The 19,525-nt window shown below is 39.9% G+C and carries 13 protein-coding genes, 1 tRNA gene and 1 pseudogene; 9 read left to right on the top strand and 6 right to left on the bottom strand.

The genetic code is table 11. The annotated features are described in order from the left end of the window. The 7 genes and pseudogenes from ACO1XM_RS15395 to ACO1XM_RS15425 form a co-directional block, all read left to right on the top strand. A pseudogene (locus ACO1XM_RS15395) lies at positions 1-199 on the top strand (hypothetical protein); the annotation flags it as partial. Next, on the top strand, positions 196-1,092 hold the full coding sequence (locus ACO1XM_RS15400; protein ID WP_486230564.1) for a hypothetical protein: 897 nt from the start codon (positions 196-198) through the stop codon (positions 1,090-1,092). The pseudogene ACO1XM_RS15395 and the gene ACO1XM_RS15400, both read left to right, overlap by 4 nt. Then, on the top strand, positions 1,079-2,473 hold the full coding sequence (locus ACO1XM_RS15405) for a hypothetical protein (protein WP_486230566.1): 1,395 nt from the start codon (positions 1,079-1,081) through the stop codon (positions 2,471-2,473). The genes ACO1XM_RS15400 and ACO1XM_RS15405 overlap by 14 nt, the downstream gene beginning before the upstream one ends. Positions 2,474-2,508: 35 nt before the next feature. After that, the gene (locus tag ACO1XM_RS15410) at positions 2,509-3,831 is read left to right on the top strand and encodes a hypothetical protein (protein ID WP_486230568.1); all 1,323 of its coding nucleotides are present in this window, start codon (positions 2,509-2,511) and stop codon (positions 3,829-3,831) included. Continuing rightward, positions 3,828-5,045 carry a hypothetical protein gene (locus ACO1XM_RS15415; RefSeq protein WP_486230570.1) on the top strand — a complete coding sequence of 406 codons (1,218 nt, stop codon included), beginning with the start codon at positions 3,828-3,830 and terminating at the stop codon, positions 5,043-5,045. Before ACO1XM_RS15410 ends, ACO1XM_RS15415 begins: the two co-directional genes overlap by 4 nt. A gap of 13 nt (positions 5,046-5,058) precedes the next feature. Continuing rightward, complete coding sequence (locus ACO1XM_RS15420) at positions 5,059-8,319, top strand: RHS repeat protein (protein ID WP_486230572.1); 3,261 nt, start codon at positions 5,059-5,061, stop codon at positions 8,317-8,319. A gap of 22 nt (positions 8,320-8,341) precedes the next feature. Beyond that, complete coding sequence (locus ACO1XM_RS15425; protein WP_486230574.1) at positions 8,342-13,759, top strand: DUF6443 domain-containing protein; 5,418 nt, start codon at positions 8,342-8,344, stop codon at positions 13,757-13,759. A gap of 881 nt (positions 13,760-14,640) precedes the next feature. On the opposite strand, the gene ACO1XM_RS15430 is transcribed toward ACO1XM_RS15425, so the two are convergent. Beyond that, a tRNA-Ile gene (locus ACO1XM_RS15430) sits at positions 14,641-14,714 on the bottom strand. A 436-nt stretch (positions 14,715-15,150) separates the two neighbouring features. Between ACO1XM_RS15430 and ACO1XM_RS15435 the strand changes: the two genes are divergently transcribed. Together ACO1XM_RS15435 and ACO1XM_RS15440 are read left to right on the top strand one after the other, a co-directional pair. Then, positions 15,151-15,549 (top strand): hypothetical protein, encoded by a 399-nt coding sequence (locus ACO1XM_RS15435; RefSeq protein WP_486230576.1) that lies wholly within the window; start codon positions 15,151-15,153, stop codon positions 15,547-15,549. 68 nt (positions 15,550-15,617) lie between these two features. Continuing rightward, positions 15,618-16,331: a GNAT family N-acetyltransferase gene (locus ACO1XM_RS15440; RefSeq protein ID WP_486230578.1), complete on the top strand. Its 714-nt coding sequence runs from the start codon at positions 15,618-15,620 to the stop codon at positions 16,329-16,331. A 7-nt stretch (positions 16,332-16,338) separates the two neighbouring features. Here ACO1XM_RS15440 and ACO1XM_RS15445 read toward each other — a convergent pair whose 3' ends face one another. The 5 genes from ACO1XM_RS15445 to ACO1XM_RS15465 all read right to left on the bottom strand — a co-directional run bounded on the left by ACO1XM_RS15445 (position 16,339) and on the right by ACO1XM_RS15465 (position 19,491). Next, on the bottom strand, positions 16,339-16,782 hold the full coding sequence (locus ACO1XM_RS15445; RefSeq protein WP_486230580.1) for a DUF2214 family protein: 444 nt from the start codon (positions 16,780-16,782) through the stop codon (positions 16,339-16,341). A gap of 142 nt (positions 16,783-16,924) precedes the next feature. Beyond that, positions 16,925-17,242, bottom strand: coding sequence for a DMT family transporter (locus tag ACO1XM_RS15450; RefSeq protein ID WP_486230583.1), 318 nt, complete (start codon positions 17,240-17,242; stop codon positions 16,925-16,927). Positions 17,243-17,278: 36 nt separating this feature from the next. Continuing rightward, on the bottom strand, positions 17,279-18,265 hold the full coding sequence (locus tag ACO1XM_RS15455) for a cation diffusion facilitator family transporter (RefSeq protein WP_486230585.1): 987 nt from the start codon (positions 18,263-18,265) through the stop codon (positions 17,279-17,281). Further along, on the bottom strand, positions 18,265-19,242 hold the full coding sequence (locus ACO1XM_RS15460; RefSeq protein ID WP_486230587.1) for an SMP-30/gluconolactonase/LRE family protein: 978 nt from the start codon (positions 19,240-19,242) through the stop codon (positions 18,265-18,267). Before ACO1XM_RS15460 ends, ACO1XM_RS15455 begins: the two co-directional genes overlap by 1 nt. Continuing rightward, entirely contained in the window at positions 19,243-19,491 is a 249-nt protein-coding gene (locus ACO1XM_RS15465; protein WP_486230589.1) for a CBU_0592 family membrane protein, read from the bottom strand. It lies immediately after the preceding gene. Positions 19,492-19,525: the final 34 nt, after the last annotated feature.

Here is a 19,525-nt window from a genome sequence, read left to right on the forward strand (position 1 = left end):
GCCCACCCTCACCGAAATAGAAAACTACATTAAAATCAACAAGCATTTACCTGAAGTGCCATCTGCCAAAGAGATGGAGACTAACGGTATTAATCTCAGTGAGATGAATATGTTGTTGCTGAAGAAGGTGGAGGAGCTGACCTTGCATTTGATTGAACAACAAAAAGAGATTAACCTATTGAAATCAAAAATAAAATGAGAGTAAAACTAACCTTGATTCTATTTGTCTTTATTACAAGCAGTACTATTGCACAATGGAATCCAAACAATCAAACAACGGGTAATATTTATTATAACGGGGGGAATGTGGGGATTGGTACGGATGTTCCAAATAGTCAACTTCATTTAACATCAAATGCTGATCATGCTTTTAAGATCAGTCGTTCGAATGGGATGTACGGTTTTCGGATTTTTAGAAATGCTCAACAAGGCATTATATTATTTCAAAATACTGACGATAGTAATAATCCCGGCACGAGAATCAGGCTAGATGAGGGAGGCGGTGGATGGAAAAATGTATTGATTAATCCTGATGGAGGTAATGTTGGTATTGGTATATTAGAACCTTCTCAAAAACTTGATATTGGTGGAAGATTAAAAATTAGATCAGATGGTTATGCTTCTGCCGGAGTTTGGTTTACTGGTAGTGACGGGGTTCAGCACGCCTTCGTAGGACAAACTGACTTAGTTGGAACAAGTCCAATAGGTTTTTTTCATAGTGGAGATTGGAGATTGCTGGTTAATAGTAATGGCTATGTAGGCATCGGCACCACCAACCCTACCCAAAAACTCACCGTCAACGGCACTGTTTACTCCACTGAAGTTAAAGTAGATGTTAACGCGGGCACCGGCCCCGACTATGTTTTCGAACCAACTTATCAATTGCCCTCACTCACCGAAATAGAAAACTATATTAAAGCCAACAAACATTTACCAGAAGTCCCCTCTGCCAAAGAGATGGAAACGAATGGCATTAATCTGAGTGAGATGAATATGTTGTTGCTGAAAAAGGTGGAGGAGTTGACCTTGCATTTAATTGAGGCAAATAAGAAGATTGAATATTTAACCAAGCGGATAGATGAAAAGAATTAGTTACTACATTCTGCTGATTATCATTACTGGCAGTTCTGCATTCAGCCAAGTGTTAACCATCCCATTAGGCACTGCTGTCCAGACTACCGCACCTGATGGGGAGGTGCATGTGAATGGTTACACAAAACTCCTGAATCCAGATGGAAGAGTATTGGAAATTACCAGAGACAATAATGATGCTTTTTTGACATTTCACGATCCTGGCGATGCCTGGTATTCTATGGGTATTGATAGATCAGATGGATTCAAATTCAAACTCAATTATGGAGGCGATTTATTTGCTGAAAACCAGTTTACCCTTACAAATGATGGTAAGTTCGGATTTGGTACAAATTCACCAACAGCTAAAATTGAAACAGGCTTAATACCAGTAAATGATCCAGCCTTTAAAACCATGGATTTTCAAATTGTTCCTGATTTGAGTGGGGGTGGATGGAATAATATTTCTCAAGCCAGTGATATCGGGCTTATTTTTAAAACTGGAAAATCATTGGTGATAGCACCACATGCACCAAGCCTTAGTGGATTACGCATTACTGCTACTGGTGATGTTGGCATTGGAACATCATCACCAGAAGGCCTTCAGGTTAGTCTCCCGCTTAGTGGAGAAACATCCAGAGCTGAGGATAATGTAAGGATAGGAGTATTGGGAAATACCCCTAGAATCATTTTAGATGATGCGGGTCATACTCCATTCCAAATAGATAATGCTGCTGGCAGATTCAGAATATTTACACCAGGAGTTGAACGATTTACAGTCACTGCAAATGGCAACGTTGGGATTGGAGGGGTGATAACTCCCACTGCCAAACTTGATATAGAAGAACCGGCTATAGAAACAGCGGCAGTAAGAATTTCTAATATTTTAATAGTGCCTAATTTAATAAACGGCAGCTATAATGGAATTTCCAGAGACGGAGATGCAGGTATTATTTTAACCAACAATCAATCATTTGTTATTGCACCTCACAAAAATGCAACAAGCGGGCTAAGAGTTAATTCCAATGGCAATGTTGGAATAGGAACTTCCAACCCCACTCAAAAACTCACTGTCAACGGCACTGTTTACTCCACCGAAGTTAAAGTAGATGTTAACGCGGGCACCGGCCCCGACTATGTATTCGAACCGACTTACCAATTGCCCTCACTTACCGAAATAGAAAACTACATCAAAGCCAACAAACATTTACCCGAAGTGCCATCTGCCAAAGAGATGGAAACGAATGGCATTAATCTGAGTGAGATGAATATGCTGTTGTTAAAGAAGGTGGAGGAGTTGACGCTCTATCTTATTGAAGTACAAAAAAATAATATTGATCAACAAAAACAACTTGCTGAGCAAAGTAAAGAAATTGAATTTTTAAAATTAAAAATAAAGTAATGAAAATAATTGTTTTAGGTGCATACCTTTTTTTTATGACCATAAGTGTTAGTGGGCAATGGAATATTAGTGGAACTCATGCTTACAATACCAATACTGGTAATGTAGGTATAGGTGAATCTGCGCCTCAAGCTAAATTAAGTGTACTTGAAAATAGTGGACTTAGTACAAGTATGGGTAGTCATAGATTATTAGCGCGATTTTCCATGACCGGAAATGTTAATCACTTAATGATAAATGAGTGGCTATATCGCGATGCAGATGGAGATGATTGGTTTACGGCAAGAGTCCATAATGGCATTTCAGTTGATGCAAGTTTCTTAACACCAGGCGTTGACACAAGAACGTGGTGGGAGAGAGATCCATACAACAACATACAATCCTGGGGACATGGCAACCAAACTTACATGACGATAAATCAAGGTAATATTGGGATTGGAGTAGGTAATCCTGGCTTTAAACTATCGATCAGCGCTGTTGAAGATCAAACGGTATTAGGAGAAAATAAGAAATCTGTTATTAGAATAATGAATGGGTTTGGCGGAGGTTTTGGAAGAAGATCTGAAATTCAATTTGGATTGTCTCAATCATCAAATGAATCCTTAGCCGTTATTGCCGCGGAATATTCTACATGGAATAGCTTTGTTGGTGGAGATTTATTATTTGCTACAACACCTAACAATTCAGCTGAAATGCTTGAGAGAATGCGGATTAATAGCAATGGAAATATTGGAATTGGTACCAGTGCTCCTGTGGCCAAGCTGACTTTAGGAACTAACACAGGAACCATAACCTCTTCAAATGGGATAGCATTAGGAGGAGACCAGAATAATATTGAATTCTTAAACTCAAGTTTTGGAGCTGGATTTGGTGCAAAGTTGTATGGACTTGATCAAGGAAATGGGTTAACTAGTTTTAGATTAGCTGTTCGTGGTAATTCAGCGACATGGACAGATGCATTGTTTGTTCATGCAGGTACTAACGGTGTTGGAGGAGGAAATACTGGATACATAGGTATAGGCACCACCAACCCCACACAAAAACTCACCATTAACGGAACAGTCTACTCCACCGAAGTTAAAGTAGATGTTAACGCGGGCACCGGCCCCGACTACGTTTTTGAACCTACTTACCAATTGCCCACCCTCACCGAAATAGAAAGCTACATCAAAGCCAATAAGCATTTACCTGAAGTGCCTTCTGCTAAAGAAATGGAAACGAATGGCATTAATCTGAGTGAGATGAATATGCTGTTGTTAAAGAAGGTGGAGGAGTTGACGTTGCATTTGATAGAGCAAAATAAAATTATTACTGCTCAAAATAATAGAATCATAACTCTTGAGGAAAAGATAAAATGAAAAAACTACTAATAACATTTTTTTTGATCACAGGATGTACGTCTTGGTTGTGTGCGCAAACAAGCTTCTATGACGTGTTGCCAGGAGATGGCAATGGTTTAAGATTTTGGTCTAGCGATAATTTTAAGATACACATGGGTACAGGAGCGGAATACATGTATGGGCCTGTTACAGATTATAGTATCAAAATCAATATGCCTAACATAGTTGGATGGGGTTGGACATGGGGTGTTCCAGGATTGACTCCTGTGGCTGCGATAAATACAAGTGGTGATATGCAAGTTTCTGGTTCATTTAAAGCTCTAACCAATGTACAAGTAGGAAATAAATTTATGGTGGGAAATGCTCTTAACAATACGCTATCGTCTGCTGGTATTGTATTGGGCGAAGATAAAAACAATCTTGAGTTTCTAAACTCAAGCTGGGGTAATGGTTACGGAGCAAAATTATATGGTACTAATGACGGTGATGGGTTAACAAGTTTTCGATTAGCTGTTCGCGGCAATTCAACAGTATGGAGTGATGCCTTATACGTGAGAGCTGCGGATAACGGTAGTGGTGGCGGTAGGCTAGGGTTTGTAGGTATAGGCACTATTGATCCAAAAGCCAGATTAGAAGTTCATGAACCAACCTCATTGGGTGAAAGTGTAGGAGATCATCAGCTTTTATTCCGGGTGAGTGGCCGTGGTCATAATACGATTATGCATAATCAATGGTTGCTTAGAGATGCACCTGGGAGTCAATGGTGGTATACCCGGTTACATGATGGAATATCTGTTGACGCTTCCTTTTTAACGCCTGGTGCTAATACGTTAACATGGTGGGAAAGAGACCCCAATGGTAATATTCAGTCATGGGGTAATGCTGATCAAACTTATTTAACAATTAACCAGGGATATGTAGGCATCGGCACCACCAACCCTGATGCTAAACTCGCGGTGAAGGGCACTGTTCATGCGGAAGAAGTAAAAGTAGACCTCAACGTGCCCGGCCCCGACTACGTTTTCGAGCCTACCTACCAATTGCCCTCCCTCACCGAAATAGAAACCTACATCAAAGCCAACAAGCATTTACCTGAAGTACCTTCTGCCAAAGAGATGGAGGCAAATGGTATTAATTTGAGTGAGATGAATATGCTGTTGTTAAAGAAGGTGGAGGAGTTGACCTTGTATGTGATTGAGTTGAAAAAAGAGGTCGAACAATTGAAAAAATGAACTATTCAAATTTATGAAAACTATAAAAAGTATTTTACTTCTCTCACTACTCTGTAGTTCCAGTTTTGCTCAAACCGCTAATACTGGAGGTATAAGCTTTCCCTCTCCCAATGCCGCTAGTTTTGGCTTGTATACAGATGTTCCAGTAAGCAAATTTACAGGCACCCCTGATATCAGTATACCTATTTATGAGATAGTACAAGGTGATTTTAAAATGCCAATTATTTTAAGCTATCATCCTTCCGCAGTTAGGGTTCATAGCCATCCTGGTTGGACAGGCCTGGGCTGGTCACTTATGGCAGGAGGGGCAATTTCAAGAACTACCTATGGTCAAATTGATGAAAGGACTCATAAGTCAAACGATCAGGGAACTGGATTTTACTCAAATTATTCAAAATTAGCTGGAAGTGATACAGATTGGCTTAGTGCATCTCGATTAACACAATATGCAAATGATTACTACCCCAGTCTAGATCCAAGGCTGGAAGCAATGCCTGACGAATTTAGTTTTAATTTTTTGGGTTACTCCGGAAAATTCTTCATGGGACATGATGGACAATGGAAAGTGGTATCAGATGATCAAATAAAAGTTGAATTTAATCCAGGATGGGGTGAAGGATTTATAAGAGAGAGTGGGTTACGAGCCAATATTCTAGATCGTATTAATGCGTATGGTGCTTATAGTACAAAGTATAATTGGTCAGATAGATACTTTAATAAATTTACATTGGTAACACCAGATGGCGTCAAATTTGAATTTGGAGGTGTTAATGCGACTGAATACTTAGTGCCTTATAAATCCCAAGAGTATGCAGGCCCTGAGCCAATTACATGGTTTTTAACAAAAATAACAATTCCCACTGGTCAGGTTATCCAGTTAAACTACGAACCAGGGGATATCATTACATCAATGTCAAAACAGTATCTTTATTCATCCTCATCAAGAGACGCTAAGCAATCAGGATGGTCAAATTTTTCAAAAAATTTTCCAATCCAATGTAGTAATTCTACAGGGCCGACTGAGATAAATGATGGTGTTATAATGTTTCCGGTTTATCTAACTTCGATTACATACCCAAAAGGGTCTATTTACTTTGATAAACAGCAAACGAATGAGTTAACTTGGCCAACAAATTTTGACATAGATGCAGGAATTGGTCAAGGAGGAACTTGGGGTGCGCTACCTGTATACTTTAAGCCACTTACTACGCCTGGTGTAACGGGTTTTGGTAATCAGCGAAAATGGTACAAACTGAATCGTATTCGTATAACAGACATGACTGTCGTTGCAAGTTCTTCATTGAAGCATTTTGAGTTTTCTTATGATGATCAACCAACCTCTCGGTTAAAACTTCTTAGCCTTAAAGAAATATCTTATGCTTCTGGCGCCCCTGTTGAAAATCCTCCGTACTTATTTACATACAACCCCAGAAAATTACCAGGTTATGATGAAATAAAAAGCAATGATCACTGGGATTTTTACAATGGCCTACCAACTTCAAATTTTTCCCTAGGTAGTTCAGCAACAGATTTTCAGCAATTTTATAAATCTCGTGAACCAGATATAAGTGGAGAGTTTCTGAAGGCAGAAATTCTTGAGCAAATTCAATACCCTACGGGAGGTGCAGTTAGTTATGAATATGAACCACACACCTTCTCTAAAGTAGTGGATAGAGAAAACCCGTCTTTTCCTGTTATTGACGTTGGCTCCAACAAGATTGCTGGCGGTCTTCGAGTTAAGCGTATATCTCATTATAATAATATTACAGATTCCAGACCTGCCCTCATCAAGGATTATTATTATGTCAGAAATTACACTTCTCAAAGCGTTGCTGAGCAACTCTCTTCCAGTGGAGTACTTGGTGGCTATCCAAAATACTATTGGGAAAATTATACAGGCAGAGATAGTGAAGGTGTGTTATTTCAATACAGTATTTTTTCTTCAGGAGCGGTAAGATCATTTGGTTACAATATCTCAGGAAGTCACATAGGATATTCTGAAGTAGTGGAGACTTCAAGAAGTACTGGAAATGCAGTGAATGGATTTACAATTTACAAATTCAGTAATTTTGATGTTGATATCTGGTCTGAATCACACCCTGATGAAATAGGGGTTTCAAGTGACCCTTCACGAAGTGTGTACTCACCTTATTCGGACAACCAATTTAAGAGAGGTAAACTGCTCAGCGAGGAAATTTATAGTTCAGATTTTAATAATCCTGTTAGACGAACAAGGTATAAATACCAAATCTCTAATTCTCAGTACGTCAGACGAGTGCTTCAAGACCCATTTGATTTGTGCACAAGCACAACCGCAGGTGCACAAACTTGTTATGTAACAGCTTTTAAAACATACATGACAAGGTATAATCTAATTTCAAAGGAGACTACAGAATATGATGGCACAGAAATGTTTTCAACTGAAACGGATTACACTTATAATACTCAAAATTTTTTGCATAGTGAAACAGTGAATAATAGTGACGGAACCTACTTAGAAAATACTTACAAGTATCCCTTAGATTTTACAACAGATCCCAATGTTACAGGCAGCGATTGGAAGGTGTTGGGATTAAATAAGCTTATTAATAGTTATATCATTAATGTGCCAATTGAGTCAATACAAAAGAAAGATGGATTACTTATAGCTGGATCATTTACAGGCTATAAAGTCTTTAACAATACTGCATTACCTCATATGAGGTGGAATATAGAGTCATCCAACGCTTTGCAAGTAGGAAGTGTAATTAGTAATGGTTCAGGACTTGATAGCGATAAATTTAATCCATCAGGCCTTCAGGGAAGTAGTGGGAATTTTACACTAAGTATTGATGAACATTATTCATCACAACCTATTGTATTTAATAAGTACGGTACTAATGGTAATTTACTCGAAGTATACAGCAATGAGAACACTGTCACTTCCTACTTATGGAGCTACATGAATACGTTTCCGGTAGCAGAAATTATAGGGGCAGATTATAATCAAGTCACGGCTGCAGCAATAGCAAATTCAATAGACTTAACTTTTACAAGTAATGATTTATTATCTGATGTGCTGCTCAGAACAAGAATGAATGCGATCCGCACTTCCTTACCAAATGCTCAAATGGTCAGCTATACCTACAACCAATATGGTATTACCTCAAAAACGGATGCTAATGGACAAATCATCTTCTATGAATACGATCAACGAGGAAGACTGGCAGCGGTAAAGGATAATGAAGGTAAGATTTTGCAGGTTTTTGATTACCATCAATCAGGTCAAAACTAGTAGTAACTATAAGACTCAAGAAATGAAAAAAATCAATATTCTATTCTTTATATTCTTACTTTTTGTAGGTGTAAGTTTTAGGTCATTCGCACAATGCGTAGCGCCATCCACTTATAGTGCCTATAATACATGTGGAAACCCTAGTGCACCTGTAACAATTGGTGCTACAAGTAATGTTAACTGTCCGCAATCAATTGCGCATAGATGGTATACCAGTGAAACAGGTAGTAATTACATTTCAGGTACAATAGTTTCAGTAGGTACTTGTGCAGTTTTTCAGACACAGGTACAAGCAACAGTTACAACTACTTATTGGGTAAGTCTTGTAATCAACGGATGTGAAAGTCCAAGATCAAAAGTAACAGCCACTATTGCAAATAATACTACACCAACTCTTAAGCTGTCGCCATCTGTTAGTTATAATGGTTCAGAATTTTCTGGGGCAGTTGTGTGTACATCAGCTGGCATTGGTAATGCTACTTTAAAAGCATCTGCCAGTCTTTATGAAAATAGTAATGTTTTAAGTAGCGTATACGAATGGTATGACAGCCCCTCAGGAGGCACTCTATTGCACACAGGTGCAACGTTCAATACAACAATTAATCAGAGCTCTACAGTTAATGGAGTGAAGACATTTTATGTTGGTGGAACACTTAAGAATGAGATTGGGTGTGGGTTTCCGATAAATCCCCGTCAAGCAATTTCAGTTAAATTAGTCGACTATCAAGATTGGACTAACCGAGTTTCTACCTTTACACCCCTGCAGGAATTCACTGATGCCAATGCAACCAAAAGCAGTACCGCAACGAAGGTAATTACTAAAACAAGCTATTACGATGGATTGGGAAGACCCGCTCAACATGTCATAAAACAAGGATCACCAACTTACAAAGACATTGTGTTGCCTGTGTTCTATGATGACTTTGGGAGAGAATCAAGAAGCTACTTACCTTTTACTTCCCCATCGGCAACTGATGGTTCTTACAGGCCTAAAATCATTGATGAGAGTGGCAACTACACAGGCATTGCAACCAACTTTTATAACAATCCTTCGGATGATATTGCTGATGATACTAAACCATATTCAGCAGCCATTTTTGAAGCCAGTCCTTTAAATAGAATTAGAAAACAAGGTGCACCAGGGCTTAACTGGCAACCGTTGCCAGGAGCTATGCAATATTCAAATTACAGCCAATCTTTTGGTTATGCTGGTTTTCTCGTTACACCCTCAGGTGGTGGGGGAAGTGTGTCCGTTCAGATAACGAATAATGTGCTAACCGTTACCTTTAGCGCAGGTTTCTCATCTTCTAAATTAAAGACGGGATATGTTCAAGTTATCCAGAGTAATTCGTATATCCACGACATTGATTTGGGACTAATTGCGATGGGGAATTATCGCGCATCAATTAAAGGCGGTTACATTTTTATTGAGTCGACTGGTTCAACAGATGCATTTGTAACAGGTTTCGGAATGACCAACTATGGGGCTAATACAACTTTTGTAATAGATTTAGTAGGGATTGACAGATCGGTGAAACATGAATTTAAGTTGAATAAGGTAAATGAAATACTCAATTGGAACTATAATGAACAAACAAAGCTGATTGAAGCAGGAACTACGGGTGCTCCAAATTATTTTCCCACGAATAAGGTATTTGTATCCAGAACATTTGACGAACACAATAAGCTTTCAATCGAATACAAAGACAATGAAGGGCGTACGCTTTTAAAACGTATGCAGATTGGAACAAATGCAACCCCCATTGATGATATAAATTTTGCAAGCACGTATTACATCTATGATGATTTCGGTAGCTTGGTTTGTGTATTACCTCCCGAAGCTACTACCAGACTAAGTAGTGAATACTTTCATGGTGGATCTGATAATACTTCAAAAGAAGCTTTTCTTAAACGATGGGCATTTCAATACAGATATGATGCAAAAAAGAGGCTTATAGTAAAATCTGTTCCAGGGGTAGAACCTGTTTTTATGGTTTATGATAATCGTAACAGGTTGGTGTTAAGTCAAGATGGCAACCAAAGGTCGCTTGCATCAAAAGAGTGGACGTTTACAAAATACGATCACTTAAACCGCCCGGTAATGACTGGCAAGTATTTTAATAATAGTGACAGGGAGGCAATGCAAAGCAATGTAAACAACTATTACGCGAATTTAACTGCAGGCAAGGCATGGTTTGAAACCTACATGGCAGGGTCAACGGGTAACGTACTTGGCTACGACAATGCATCTTTTCCTCAGGTAACGGATAATGCCAGTTATTATAGTGTTACATTCTATGACGCTTACGATGCCTTTAAAAATCCGGCAGCATACGCTTATCAACAACAGTCGCTTTCGGGGCATCCTGCTTTAAACTTTCTTAATGTAAGAGGTCTTATTGTTGCACAACTATTAAAGAATTTGACTACAGGAGAATGGATGCGATCTGTCAATTATTATGATTCAAAGTACAGACTGATTCAAAATATAAGTGACCATCAGAAGGGAGTTTTGCGACTCAGCAATACATACGATTTTAACGGAAGTATAACACACTCAATCAGAAAGTATACAATCAACAATGTTGACACCCAGATCAGAGAAAGCTTCACCTATGATCATATGAAAAGATTGCTTGTTAAAAAGCATAAGGTGAATAACGCTCAGGAAGTTGTATTGTCAGCTAATTATTATAATGAGCTAGGTCAACTGGTTAGTAAAGGACTGCATGCCGCCCAATATCCTCCTGTTGATAATGAAATAGGGGAGACAGGTATTGTGCATAGCGCGGTGATTGAAAGGAGCACTTATAATGCTGCTGAAAAAGCACTGGTTGCCACAAGCAGTGTAAGACTTACAAATGGTTTTCATGCACCTGCAGGCTCAGTCTTTAGCGCTCGAATCGGATTTACACAACAGGAAGCCGCAGATGCGATTAAACCGGAATTTAACCAGGTTGTAGATTACCGTTATAATATACAAGGTTGGCTTACGCGCATGAATAATGCTGACGTGAGTGTCTTAGCTGATGGCAATACCACGAGGGACTATTTTGGAATGGAGATGGCGTATGAAAATGCTATTAATGGGATATCAACAACCCCTACGCACAATGGTAATCTTTCAGCGATACAATGGAGTCAGGGATATGGAGCTGGAGTAAAAAAGCAAGCGTATACATTCCAGTATGATAACATGAACAGGCTGCAAAATGCTACCCATTATGAACGTACAGCCGGGATATGGCAGAACAATAACCAAGCCTTTTCAGAAAGCCAGACCTATGATTTGAATGGTAACATTAAAACATTGATACGAAAAGGTGTGAATGGCAGTAATCTTGATAACCTTGCTTATGGATACACCGGCAACAAGTTAGATTATGTGCATGATAGCCATGATGCCAACGCTGGTTTTATTAATGGAAACACAGGTAATGACGACTATAGCTACGATAGCAATGGAAATCTTATAAGAGATAAAAACAAAGGGCTTATGCTTGATGGTAACATAAGCTACAATCACCTGAATTTTGTAAAGGAAGTTGTAAAAGGTACTGAAAGGATAGTCTATACGTATAATGCTGCCGGGAAAAAGATGGCACAAGAACTCTTTGCAGGACCAACTCTGGTAAAAAGAACTGACTACATTGGAGAATTGGTGTTAGAGAATAATGCCATTACATTTATTCATCATGCTGAAGGACGGTACTTGCCCGCTACTGATGAGTACCAGTATCACCTCAAAGATCATGTAGGAAATGTGCGGTTAACGTTTACAACAAAAGAATCTGTTGAAACAACTACCGCGACCTTAGAAACATCACAAGCCAGTTCAGAACAAGGGAATTTTCTGAAATATAACGATATTCGTAAAGTGAACTCCACACTCTTTGACCATACCAATACCGGTAGCACCCAATATGCGATGCGCCTTAGTGGCTCACCACAAGAAACCTATGGGTTAGCCTACTCACTAGCGGTAATGCCGGGTGATGTAATCAGTGCAGAGGTATTTGCTAAATATGTAGACGTAAGCCAACCGGATGTAAGTACTGCTTTAGAGAATTTTATAGGAGCTATAGCAGGTGGCGCTGCAGCACCAGGTACTGTCATTGACGGTGGTGGCTACGGCAGCCCCGGAGCAGCTACTATACCTTATGGTAACTTGTTAAATAAAACGCAAGAAGAAGCAGGAGCACCTAAAGCTTACCTGAACTGGATTGTGTTTGATAAAAACTTTGTTCCCATTGCTTCCAAAAGTGGATTTGACCGGATAAGCACCGCGGCCAGAGAGAACGGCAGCCTTGCACCTGAGGGCATAGCACACGAACGACTCTTTACACCCGCTATTGAGATTACTGAACCGGGTTACGTCTACATATACTTGTCTAATGAGGAAGTTGGTATAGAAGTATACTTCGATGACTTCAGTGTCACCAATGGAACAAGTCCAATTATTAGTATGTCTGACTATTATCCTTTTGGCCATGCTTTTAATGCGCACAGTCGGGAGAACAGCCTGGAACAAAAGCACACCTTTAATGGTATTGAAGAGCAGACTGATCTTGGATTAAACTGGCTTCAAACACCTTTCAGATCTTATGACGCTACAACAGGTAGATTTTTGCAGGTTGACCCTATGGCACATATGCTAAGCGGCATATCACAATACCATTTCGGATTTAACAACCCCACACGATTTGCTGATCCGCTGGGCTTAATGGGGGAAGAAACTGTTGGGGCTGATGGTCTGACTATTTCTGAATGGATTGCCCAAAGCAGACCGGGTGGTCCTACAGTATTTGATGTAGTCTTCCGAAAAGATCGCAACCCTGAGGATAAACGAAACGATAGCCCTACGATAACGGTAGACGGAGAAGAAGTTACGGATGAAGACGATGAGGTTTTCCGATACCAGACAGGAAATGTGGTTCATGTATTTTATGCAGGTTATTTTTTGGGTGAAGAGCGTGAGCAAGATAATAGATCAAGCTTTTGGGATGTTTTTGAAAACCCATGGCTGGCCAGCGGTAAGCAATCAGACTTCTTTACAGCATCTGGAGCTACAGGAGGGTTAGGAGTTTTTTCATGGAGTGTTGAATCTTCTCTTGACATTCATTCAGCATTAGCAAAGTCAGCACGTACCAAATCCTCTTTAATTGCAGGAACAAAATTTATGAGGTATGTTGCTGGACCTATATTAGGCGGTGTTGGTATTTTGGCCTCTTCTATTGAAAGTGCATACGATGCTGATGGTTTTACATGGGGAGATGGTGCAAAAACAGCACTGGGTGTATTATTGGTTGTTGGTGCTTTTAACCCAGTTACTGGGACATTGATCGCTGCATACGCCCTTGCTGACGTTGCGGTTGGAGCCACAACTGGATTTTCGCTAACCGATAGATTAGGTACCGCTGTAGATTACTCTTTAAAGTAAAGACTAATGTTCAAAAAATTCTTTTTTGATTACTTCTATTATCGTTTGTATAAGATAAACACAAACAAGGATTACAGAAGTATTCCACCCGTTATTGTTATCAGTCTTGTTCAGACACTGTTATGCGGTGCTTTAGTTGCTGTAATAATTAGGCTGTTGTTTAGTAGAGTAGATACTATACCTTACGCCAAGGGCATTACTTATTTATTTTGTTTTATTTATTTGGTTCTTATAGTATACAATTACAAAAAATATAGTGAACAGATAGAGAAATTTGAATTAAGATGGAGCTCTGAATCCAGAAATGACAGAATAGTAAAGGGTATATTGATGTTTATTTTTATAATTTCATCAATAATTCCAATTCTTATTATTGGAATATTTACATGATCCCACACTGGTCGTAGCGTCTCGCTACGACCCTTGATGTGGCTATCTGGCATTTATTTATCAACAATTTTAATTGAATACTAACCTAAAGAAAAGTGATAATATTGAAAATTACTTTTCAATGATTAGTCGTAGCGTCTCGCTACGACCCTTGATGTGACCATGTAGTATTTAGGTTGCCCTCACTGTTCGACATCTTAGCGAAGCGATCCCGGACTACCGATGCTGCAGAACTTTCAATTTGTATTAAAGATTTTCCAAAGAACCTCAGCAACTTCTGTCTTTCGAATCAAGCCTATTTTATTTTTTACACGCATGCCGCAACAAGGATAGCAGCGGAAATCCTTTTTGCCTCGGGGCTATTACATGATGCAAAAAGATTGAAGCCACGCGAAAGGCGTGGCCCGGCCTGAGGCACGAAGGGCTGCCCGAAATACTTTAGTCGCTAAAAACAAAAAAAGCACCTACTTTCGTAAGTGCTTGATTATCAGTGGGCCTTGCTGGGATCGAACCAGCGACCACCTGATTATGAGTCAGGTGCTCTAACCGTCTGAGCTAAAGGCCCCAATAGGGCTGCAATAATAGCGGTTTTGCTCAGATTCGGCAAATCGGTAAATTATAAATTCAACATTTCAAATTCGATGTCGTTTAGTTAAGCTCCATTGATCCTCTCCTTTGGAGAGGGAAGGGTGAGCCTGCCTGCACGAAACCGTTTCGGCAGATGCTGGGCTAAATAAGAGGAAAGCTTAACTAAACGATATTGTATTTCAAATTACAGCGCCTTCCAACCCTTTGCCGCCATGGGTTGTCTATAGTGATGAAATGGCTCTGCATGTTTTGCACCTGGTGTCGTTTAGTTAAGCTTCTTATTTGCCTCACCTCTAGTCCTCTCCAAAGGAGAGGATGATTAAAGAGGCTTAACTAAACGACATTAAAAACACATGCTTTTTATAGCCGAAATGCACTTGTGCATGAGACTTTAAACCAAAAATTACAAACACATGAAAAATGCCCTGCTCTTGATTGTTTCTTTGTTTTTATTGAGTGCTTCTTGTGATGACGAAAAATTGTCTACCGTCAAAACCTGTGTGCCTGTAAAATTACTGCGCAGTATTTGTGGCACTGCTGTATTTCAAATTCAGGACAGTCGCTTTTATCACTTTGGTGAATCGGTGGGTAATGAAGCAAACGTATTTTTTGCCGTGTTAGAATGTACTTTGCCGGATGCTGTAAAGCTAGGCTCACAGGAACCTCAGCAAGAAATTTTTTACGCAGAACTTGACCCGGAGAATTTTAATGGTAACTGTGCATCGTGTTTGGCTTTGGTTAATTATGAAGGTCAAAAGCATTATCAGGTAAGATTGAGCGAGGTTTGCCACACCAACGAATCAGGCGAGTAAGCACTGCACATCCATTGTAATTCTTGCTTGCATTGCGTAGACTTGTGTGTTAAGATACAAGCCTTGTGATGCAACCCTACTACCAACGTTTGTCGCCCGCTGTACTGCCGGGTGAGCAATTGGATCAATTGCTGGCTTTGGGTTGGTACAGAATGCACCAGGATATCTTTACCACTTCGCACATTCAACTTGACCAGGTGTATCGGGTGCATTGGCTGCGGTATCCTGTTCCTGCTGTTGTACAACGGAAGAGTCATCAGCGCTTGTTGAAAAAATCAGCTGTCTTCTCGGTAACGATTAAACCTTACGAAACACCAAGCGATGAACTCACGCATCTGCATACACAATATTTAAGTGAAGTTGATTTTGAAGCGGCTGCCAGTATCCATGAAGGTTTGTTTGGGGAATTACCGGACGACCATTCCATTTTTAATACCATGCAGCTTGAATTGCGCTTTGGTCATGAGTTGGTGGCCGCAGGGTATTTCGATGTAGGTAAAACAACTGCAGCTTCTATTCTGCATTTTTTTAATCCGGCTTATGCACACTACAGTCCGGGTAAGCTTTTGATCTTGCACACCCTACATTATCTGAAGTCGATTGGTATTTTATTTTATTATCCTGGTTATGTTGTAGCGGGTAATAGTAAAATGGATTACAAACTTTTTCTGGGAAAAACCATAGCCGAATATTTTAATCCTTTAACAGTGGCCTGGGAAAAGTTTCACGATCACTTGCTGGTATACGAACCTTTTCCGTGGCCTGTAAAATCTGAAGAGTGATTTTTTCTTATCCGAAATAACCAATGCTTTTGGCCATTAAGCCAGCCAGCAATGGAATGATGAAGAGTATCAGTAACTCGATTCTCACCATCCAGACGATTAATTTGGGTATAACAATTTTATCGGCAGTGCTTTTTCTTTTGTTGATGAAGAAAACAGTAGGGTAGATGGAGAGCAAACCAACAAGGGTGAAAAGGCCGACCTTTAATAAGAAGATCCAATTGTTTGTATAAAAAGTTGTTGGCTTTCCGTGCCCTCCCAACCATAGCGTGAGGCCGGCACCGAGTAAGGTGAGGGCAGCCAAGCCATATACAGCATCAATGATGGAAAGGCGTTTAATCTCGGCTGGAGTCATTTCTTTTTTGAGCAACAAGTGCTCTGCCACCAGGGCGCTGACAATGGCGAAGATGCTGACGAAGTGAATGTAGCGAAGAAAAATTTCGAGTGTCATAGATTATTATTTTAGTGTTGTTTAGTTAAGCTTCCAAATTCATCCTCTCCTTTGGAGAGGATTGGAGGTGAGCCTGCCTGCACGTAGCCGTTATGGCAAAGTCAGGGCCAAAAAGAAAGCTTAACTAAACGACATCGTATGATTATTTAGAAACCAATTTTAAACCAATAATAGAACCGATCAGAAGCATGATAAAAAACACACGCCAAAAATCGGAAGGCTCTTTGAAAATAAAGATGCCAATGAGCACCGTGCCTACTGCACCAATGCCTGTCCATACGGCATAAGCAGTGCCGAGTGGAATGGTTTTAATAGACTCATTTAAAAAATGAAAACTGAGGGAGATGCAGATAAAGAAAGCAACGCTCCATTTCCAGTTGGTAAAATTATTGGAGAGCTTTAAACAGGTGGTGAAGCCTACTTCAAAACAACCTGCTATCATTAAATAAATCCACGACATAAAGAAAATTTCAAATTTTAAATTTCAAATTTTGAATTAATGAATCTTATGCTTTTCATTACTTACCAAATTATGTAAATCCCATTCTATTCTTTTCTCGAAAGAATGTTTACGTACCGCACATTCCTTTTTCTCACACACACGACAAGAGAAATCGAGACATCCATCGGAGTGAACAAATAACTCAAGTGAATCACCAAACTCCTGGCGTACGAGTGCTGCCAGGATATCGATCTCCTGATGTGCTTCGTGTACATTGAGATACCATGGCACAGTGAGGTGGCAATCTAGATGCAAAGTGCTGCCGTATTTAATGATGCGCACATTGTGTAAATCAATCCAGTTCTCTTTTCTGTTTTTCTCCAGCACGACTACCAGTTTTTTTAATAAGGCTTCATCGGCCTCATCCATAATACCAGCCACGGAACTTCTTACAATGGAGAAACCTGTATACAGAATAAAGAAACTGAAACCGATAGCCACCACGCTGTCGACCCACTGCCATTGTGTAAAATAGAGTAGGGCCAAACCAATAACAATGGCGAGTGTGGAGTAGGCATCCGATTGTAAATGTTTGCCGCTGGCGATGAGTGCGAGTGAATTATTTTTCTTGCCATTGTTAACACAAATTTTACCTACAATAAAATTAACAACGCCTGTTGCCGACACCAGTAAAATACCGACATCCAGTTGATGAAGAGGTACGGGATTGAAGAGGGAAACAACTGCCTGATATAAAATGGCAGTGCCCGCCAGAAATATCATGGCGCCCTCCAGACTGGCTGATATAAATTCCACTTTGCCATGACCGTAGGGATGATCTTTATCTCTGGGTCTCGCAGAAACATATAAACTATAAAGTCCGATAAAGCCCGCCACCACATTCACGATGCCTTCTAAAGCATCGGTTAAGATGGAAACGGAGTGGGTTAAGTAGTAGGCAATGAGTTTAATGAGCAGGAGGGTAATGGAGAGTATAGCCACCCACCATTGTATGCGAATATTTTGTTGGGCAGTTTGCATTACTGAAGTTGAACGCGAAGCAAATAATTATGTGAAGTAATGTAGAGAAATTTCTCTTCGGCATCCAAGGCACAATTCGCAGAGGCCATGGTGGTTTTAATCTTACCTAAGAGTTTTGCATTGGCATCAAATATCCAAATGCCTCCCGGGCCGGTGGCGAAGATGATTCCTTTTTTAGAAACTTTTAGTCCATCGGGTAAACCCTTTTCTGTTTGTGCATTAGTGGTGGCATCATAAAAAATTGTTCCATCACTTATGCTATCATCGCGCAGTGTGTATTGATACCATTTCGCTTTGGCTTTGTCTGAATTAGCCACTATAAAAGTGCTGTCGTTTACAAAAGCGATACCGTTGGGTCTTGTCAGGCTGTCGATGAGCAGACTTACCTCGCCTGACTCGTTAAGACGATAGACACCATTGAATTTTATTTCTTTGGCTTTATCATCGTCAAGGTCTGCGAGGCCGTAGGGAGGATCAGTGAAAAACAATTCCCCTGTTGCGTTGAATGCTGCATCATTCGGACTGTTGAAACGTTTATTTTCAAAATAATTGGCAAGTGTTTTAAAATCAGCACTTGGATTATTCACAGCGCTTTCCATCAGGGCCATTCTTCTGTCGCCATGCTGGCAAAGTACCAATTGCCCTTCTGCGTTTAATAAAAGTCCGTTGGAACCTTCGCCTAAATTACCTTCTTCTTCCTGCGTATAGCCTGAGGGTGATAAATACTCACGCAAACCGTCTTTTTCTGTCCATTGATAAATAATGTTCTTAGGCACATCGGAGAAAAGCAACATTTTCTCACTTTCAATCCATACGGGGCCTTCACTCCATTCAAAACCTTCGGCTAAAAATTCAACTGATGTATTTGGCTCGATAATCGCGTCAAAACTTTCATCGATTTTTTCTATGCTGCCAACATCTTTTTTGCTTTCGCAAGCCAGTAAAACAAGCAGGAGGATAAAAGGATAGGTTTTCATTTAAGCAGCTTTATGTTTAGTGAATTTGATTAAGGCAGGAATGGCAATAATAACCCAAACCACATTGAGGAAGGTACTGGCAAAGGCTTCGATATAGTAGGTATAAAGAATAAGAAAGAGACCCCCCAGAAAGTTGAGCAATAGAAAAATGATGGAGTCTGATTTTATTTTTTGGTAGCTATTCAGTCCGTAGGCCGCTACAACCATAAAAGACCCGGCCCAACCGATAATGTCAATAAGTAGTTTCACAATTTTATTTTAGATTGCAGACGTTAAAAGTAAC

The organism is Chryseotalea sp. (assembly GCF_057350905.1).

Bases quoted from the DNA above. Each gene is read 5' to 3' on its own strand.
- ACO1XM_RS15400 (WP_486230564.1), top strand. From the start codon at position 196: ATGAGAGTAAAACTAACCTTGATTCTATTTGTCTTTATTACAAGCAGT.
- ACO1XM_RS15405 (WP_486230566.1), top strand. From the start codon at position 1,079: ATGAAAAGAATTAGTTACTACATTCTGCTGATTATCATTACTGGCAGT.
- ACO1XM_RS15410 (WP_486230568.1), top strand. From the start codon at position 2,509: ATGACCATAAGTGTTAGTGGGCAATGGAATATTAGTGGAACTCATGCT.
- ACO1XM_RS15415 (WP_486230570.1), top strand. From the start codon at position 3,828: ATGAAAAAACTACTAATAACATTTTTTTTGATCACAGGATGTACGTCT.
- ACO1XM_RS15420 (WP_486230572.1), top strand. From the start codon at position 5,059: ATGAAAACTATAAAAAGTATTTTACTTCTCTCACTACTCTGTAGTTCC.
- ACO1XM_RS15425 (WP_486230574.1), top strand. From the start codon at position 8,342: ATGAAAAAAATCAATATTCTATTCTTTATATTCTTACTTTTTGTAGGT.
- ACO1XM_RS15435 (WP_486230576.1), top strand. From the start codon at position 15,151: ATGAAAAATGCCCTGCTCTTGATTGTTTCTTTGTTTTTATTGAGTGCT.
- ACO1XM_RS15440 (WP_486230578.1), top strand. From the start codon at position 15,618: ATGCAACCCTACTACCAACGTTTGTCGCCCGCTGTACTGCCGGGTGAG.
- ACO1XM_RS15445 (WP_486230580.1), bottom strand. From the start codon at position 16,782: ATGACACTCGAAATTTTTCTTCGCTACATTCACTTCGTCAGCATCTTC.
- ACO1XM_RS15450 (WP_486230583.1), bottom strand. From the start codon at position 17,242: ATGTCGTGGATTTATTTAATGATAGCAGGTTGTTTTGAAGTAGGCTTC.
- ACO1XM_RS15455 (WP_486230585.1), bottom strand. From the start codon at position 18,265: ATGCAAACTGCCCAACAAAATATTCGCATACAATGGTGGGTGGCTATA.
- ACO1XM_RS15460 (WP_486230587.1), bottom strand. From the start codon at position 19,242: ATGAAAACCTATCCTTTTATCCTCCTGCTTGTTTTACTGGCTTGCGAA.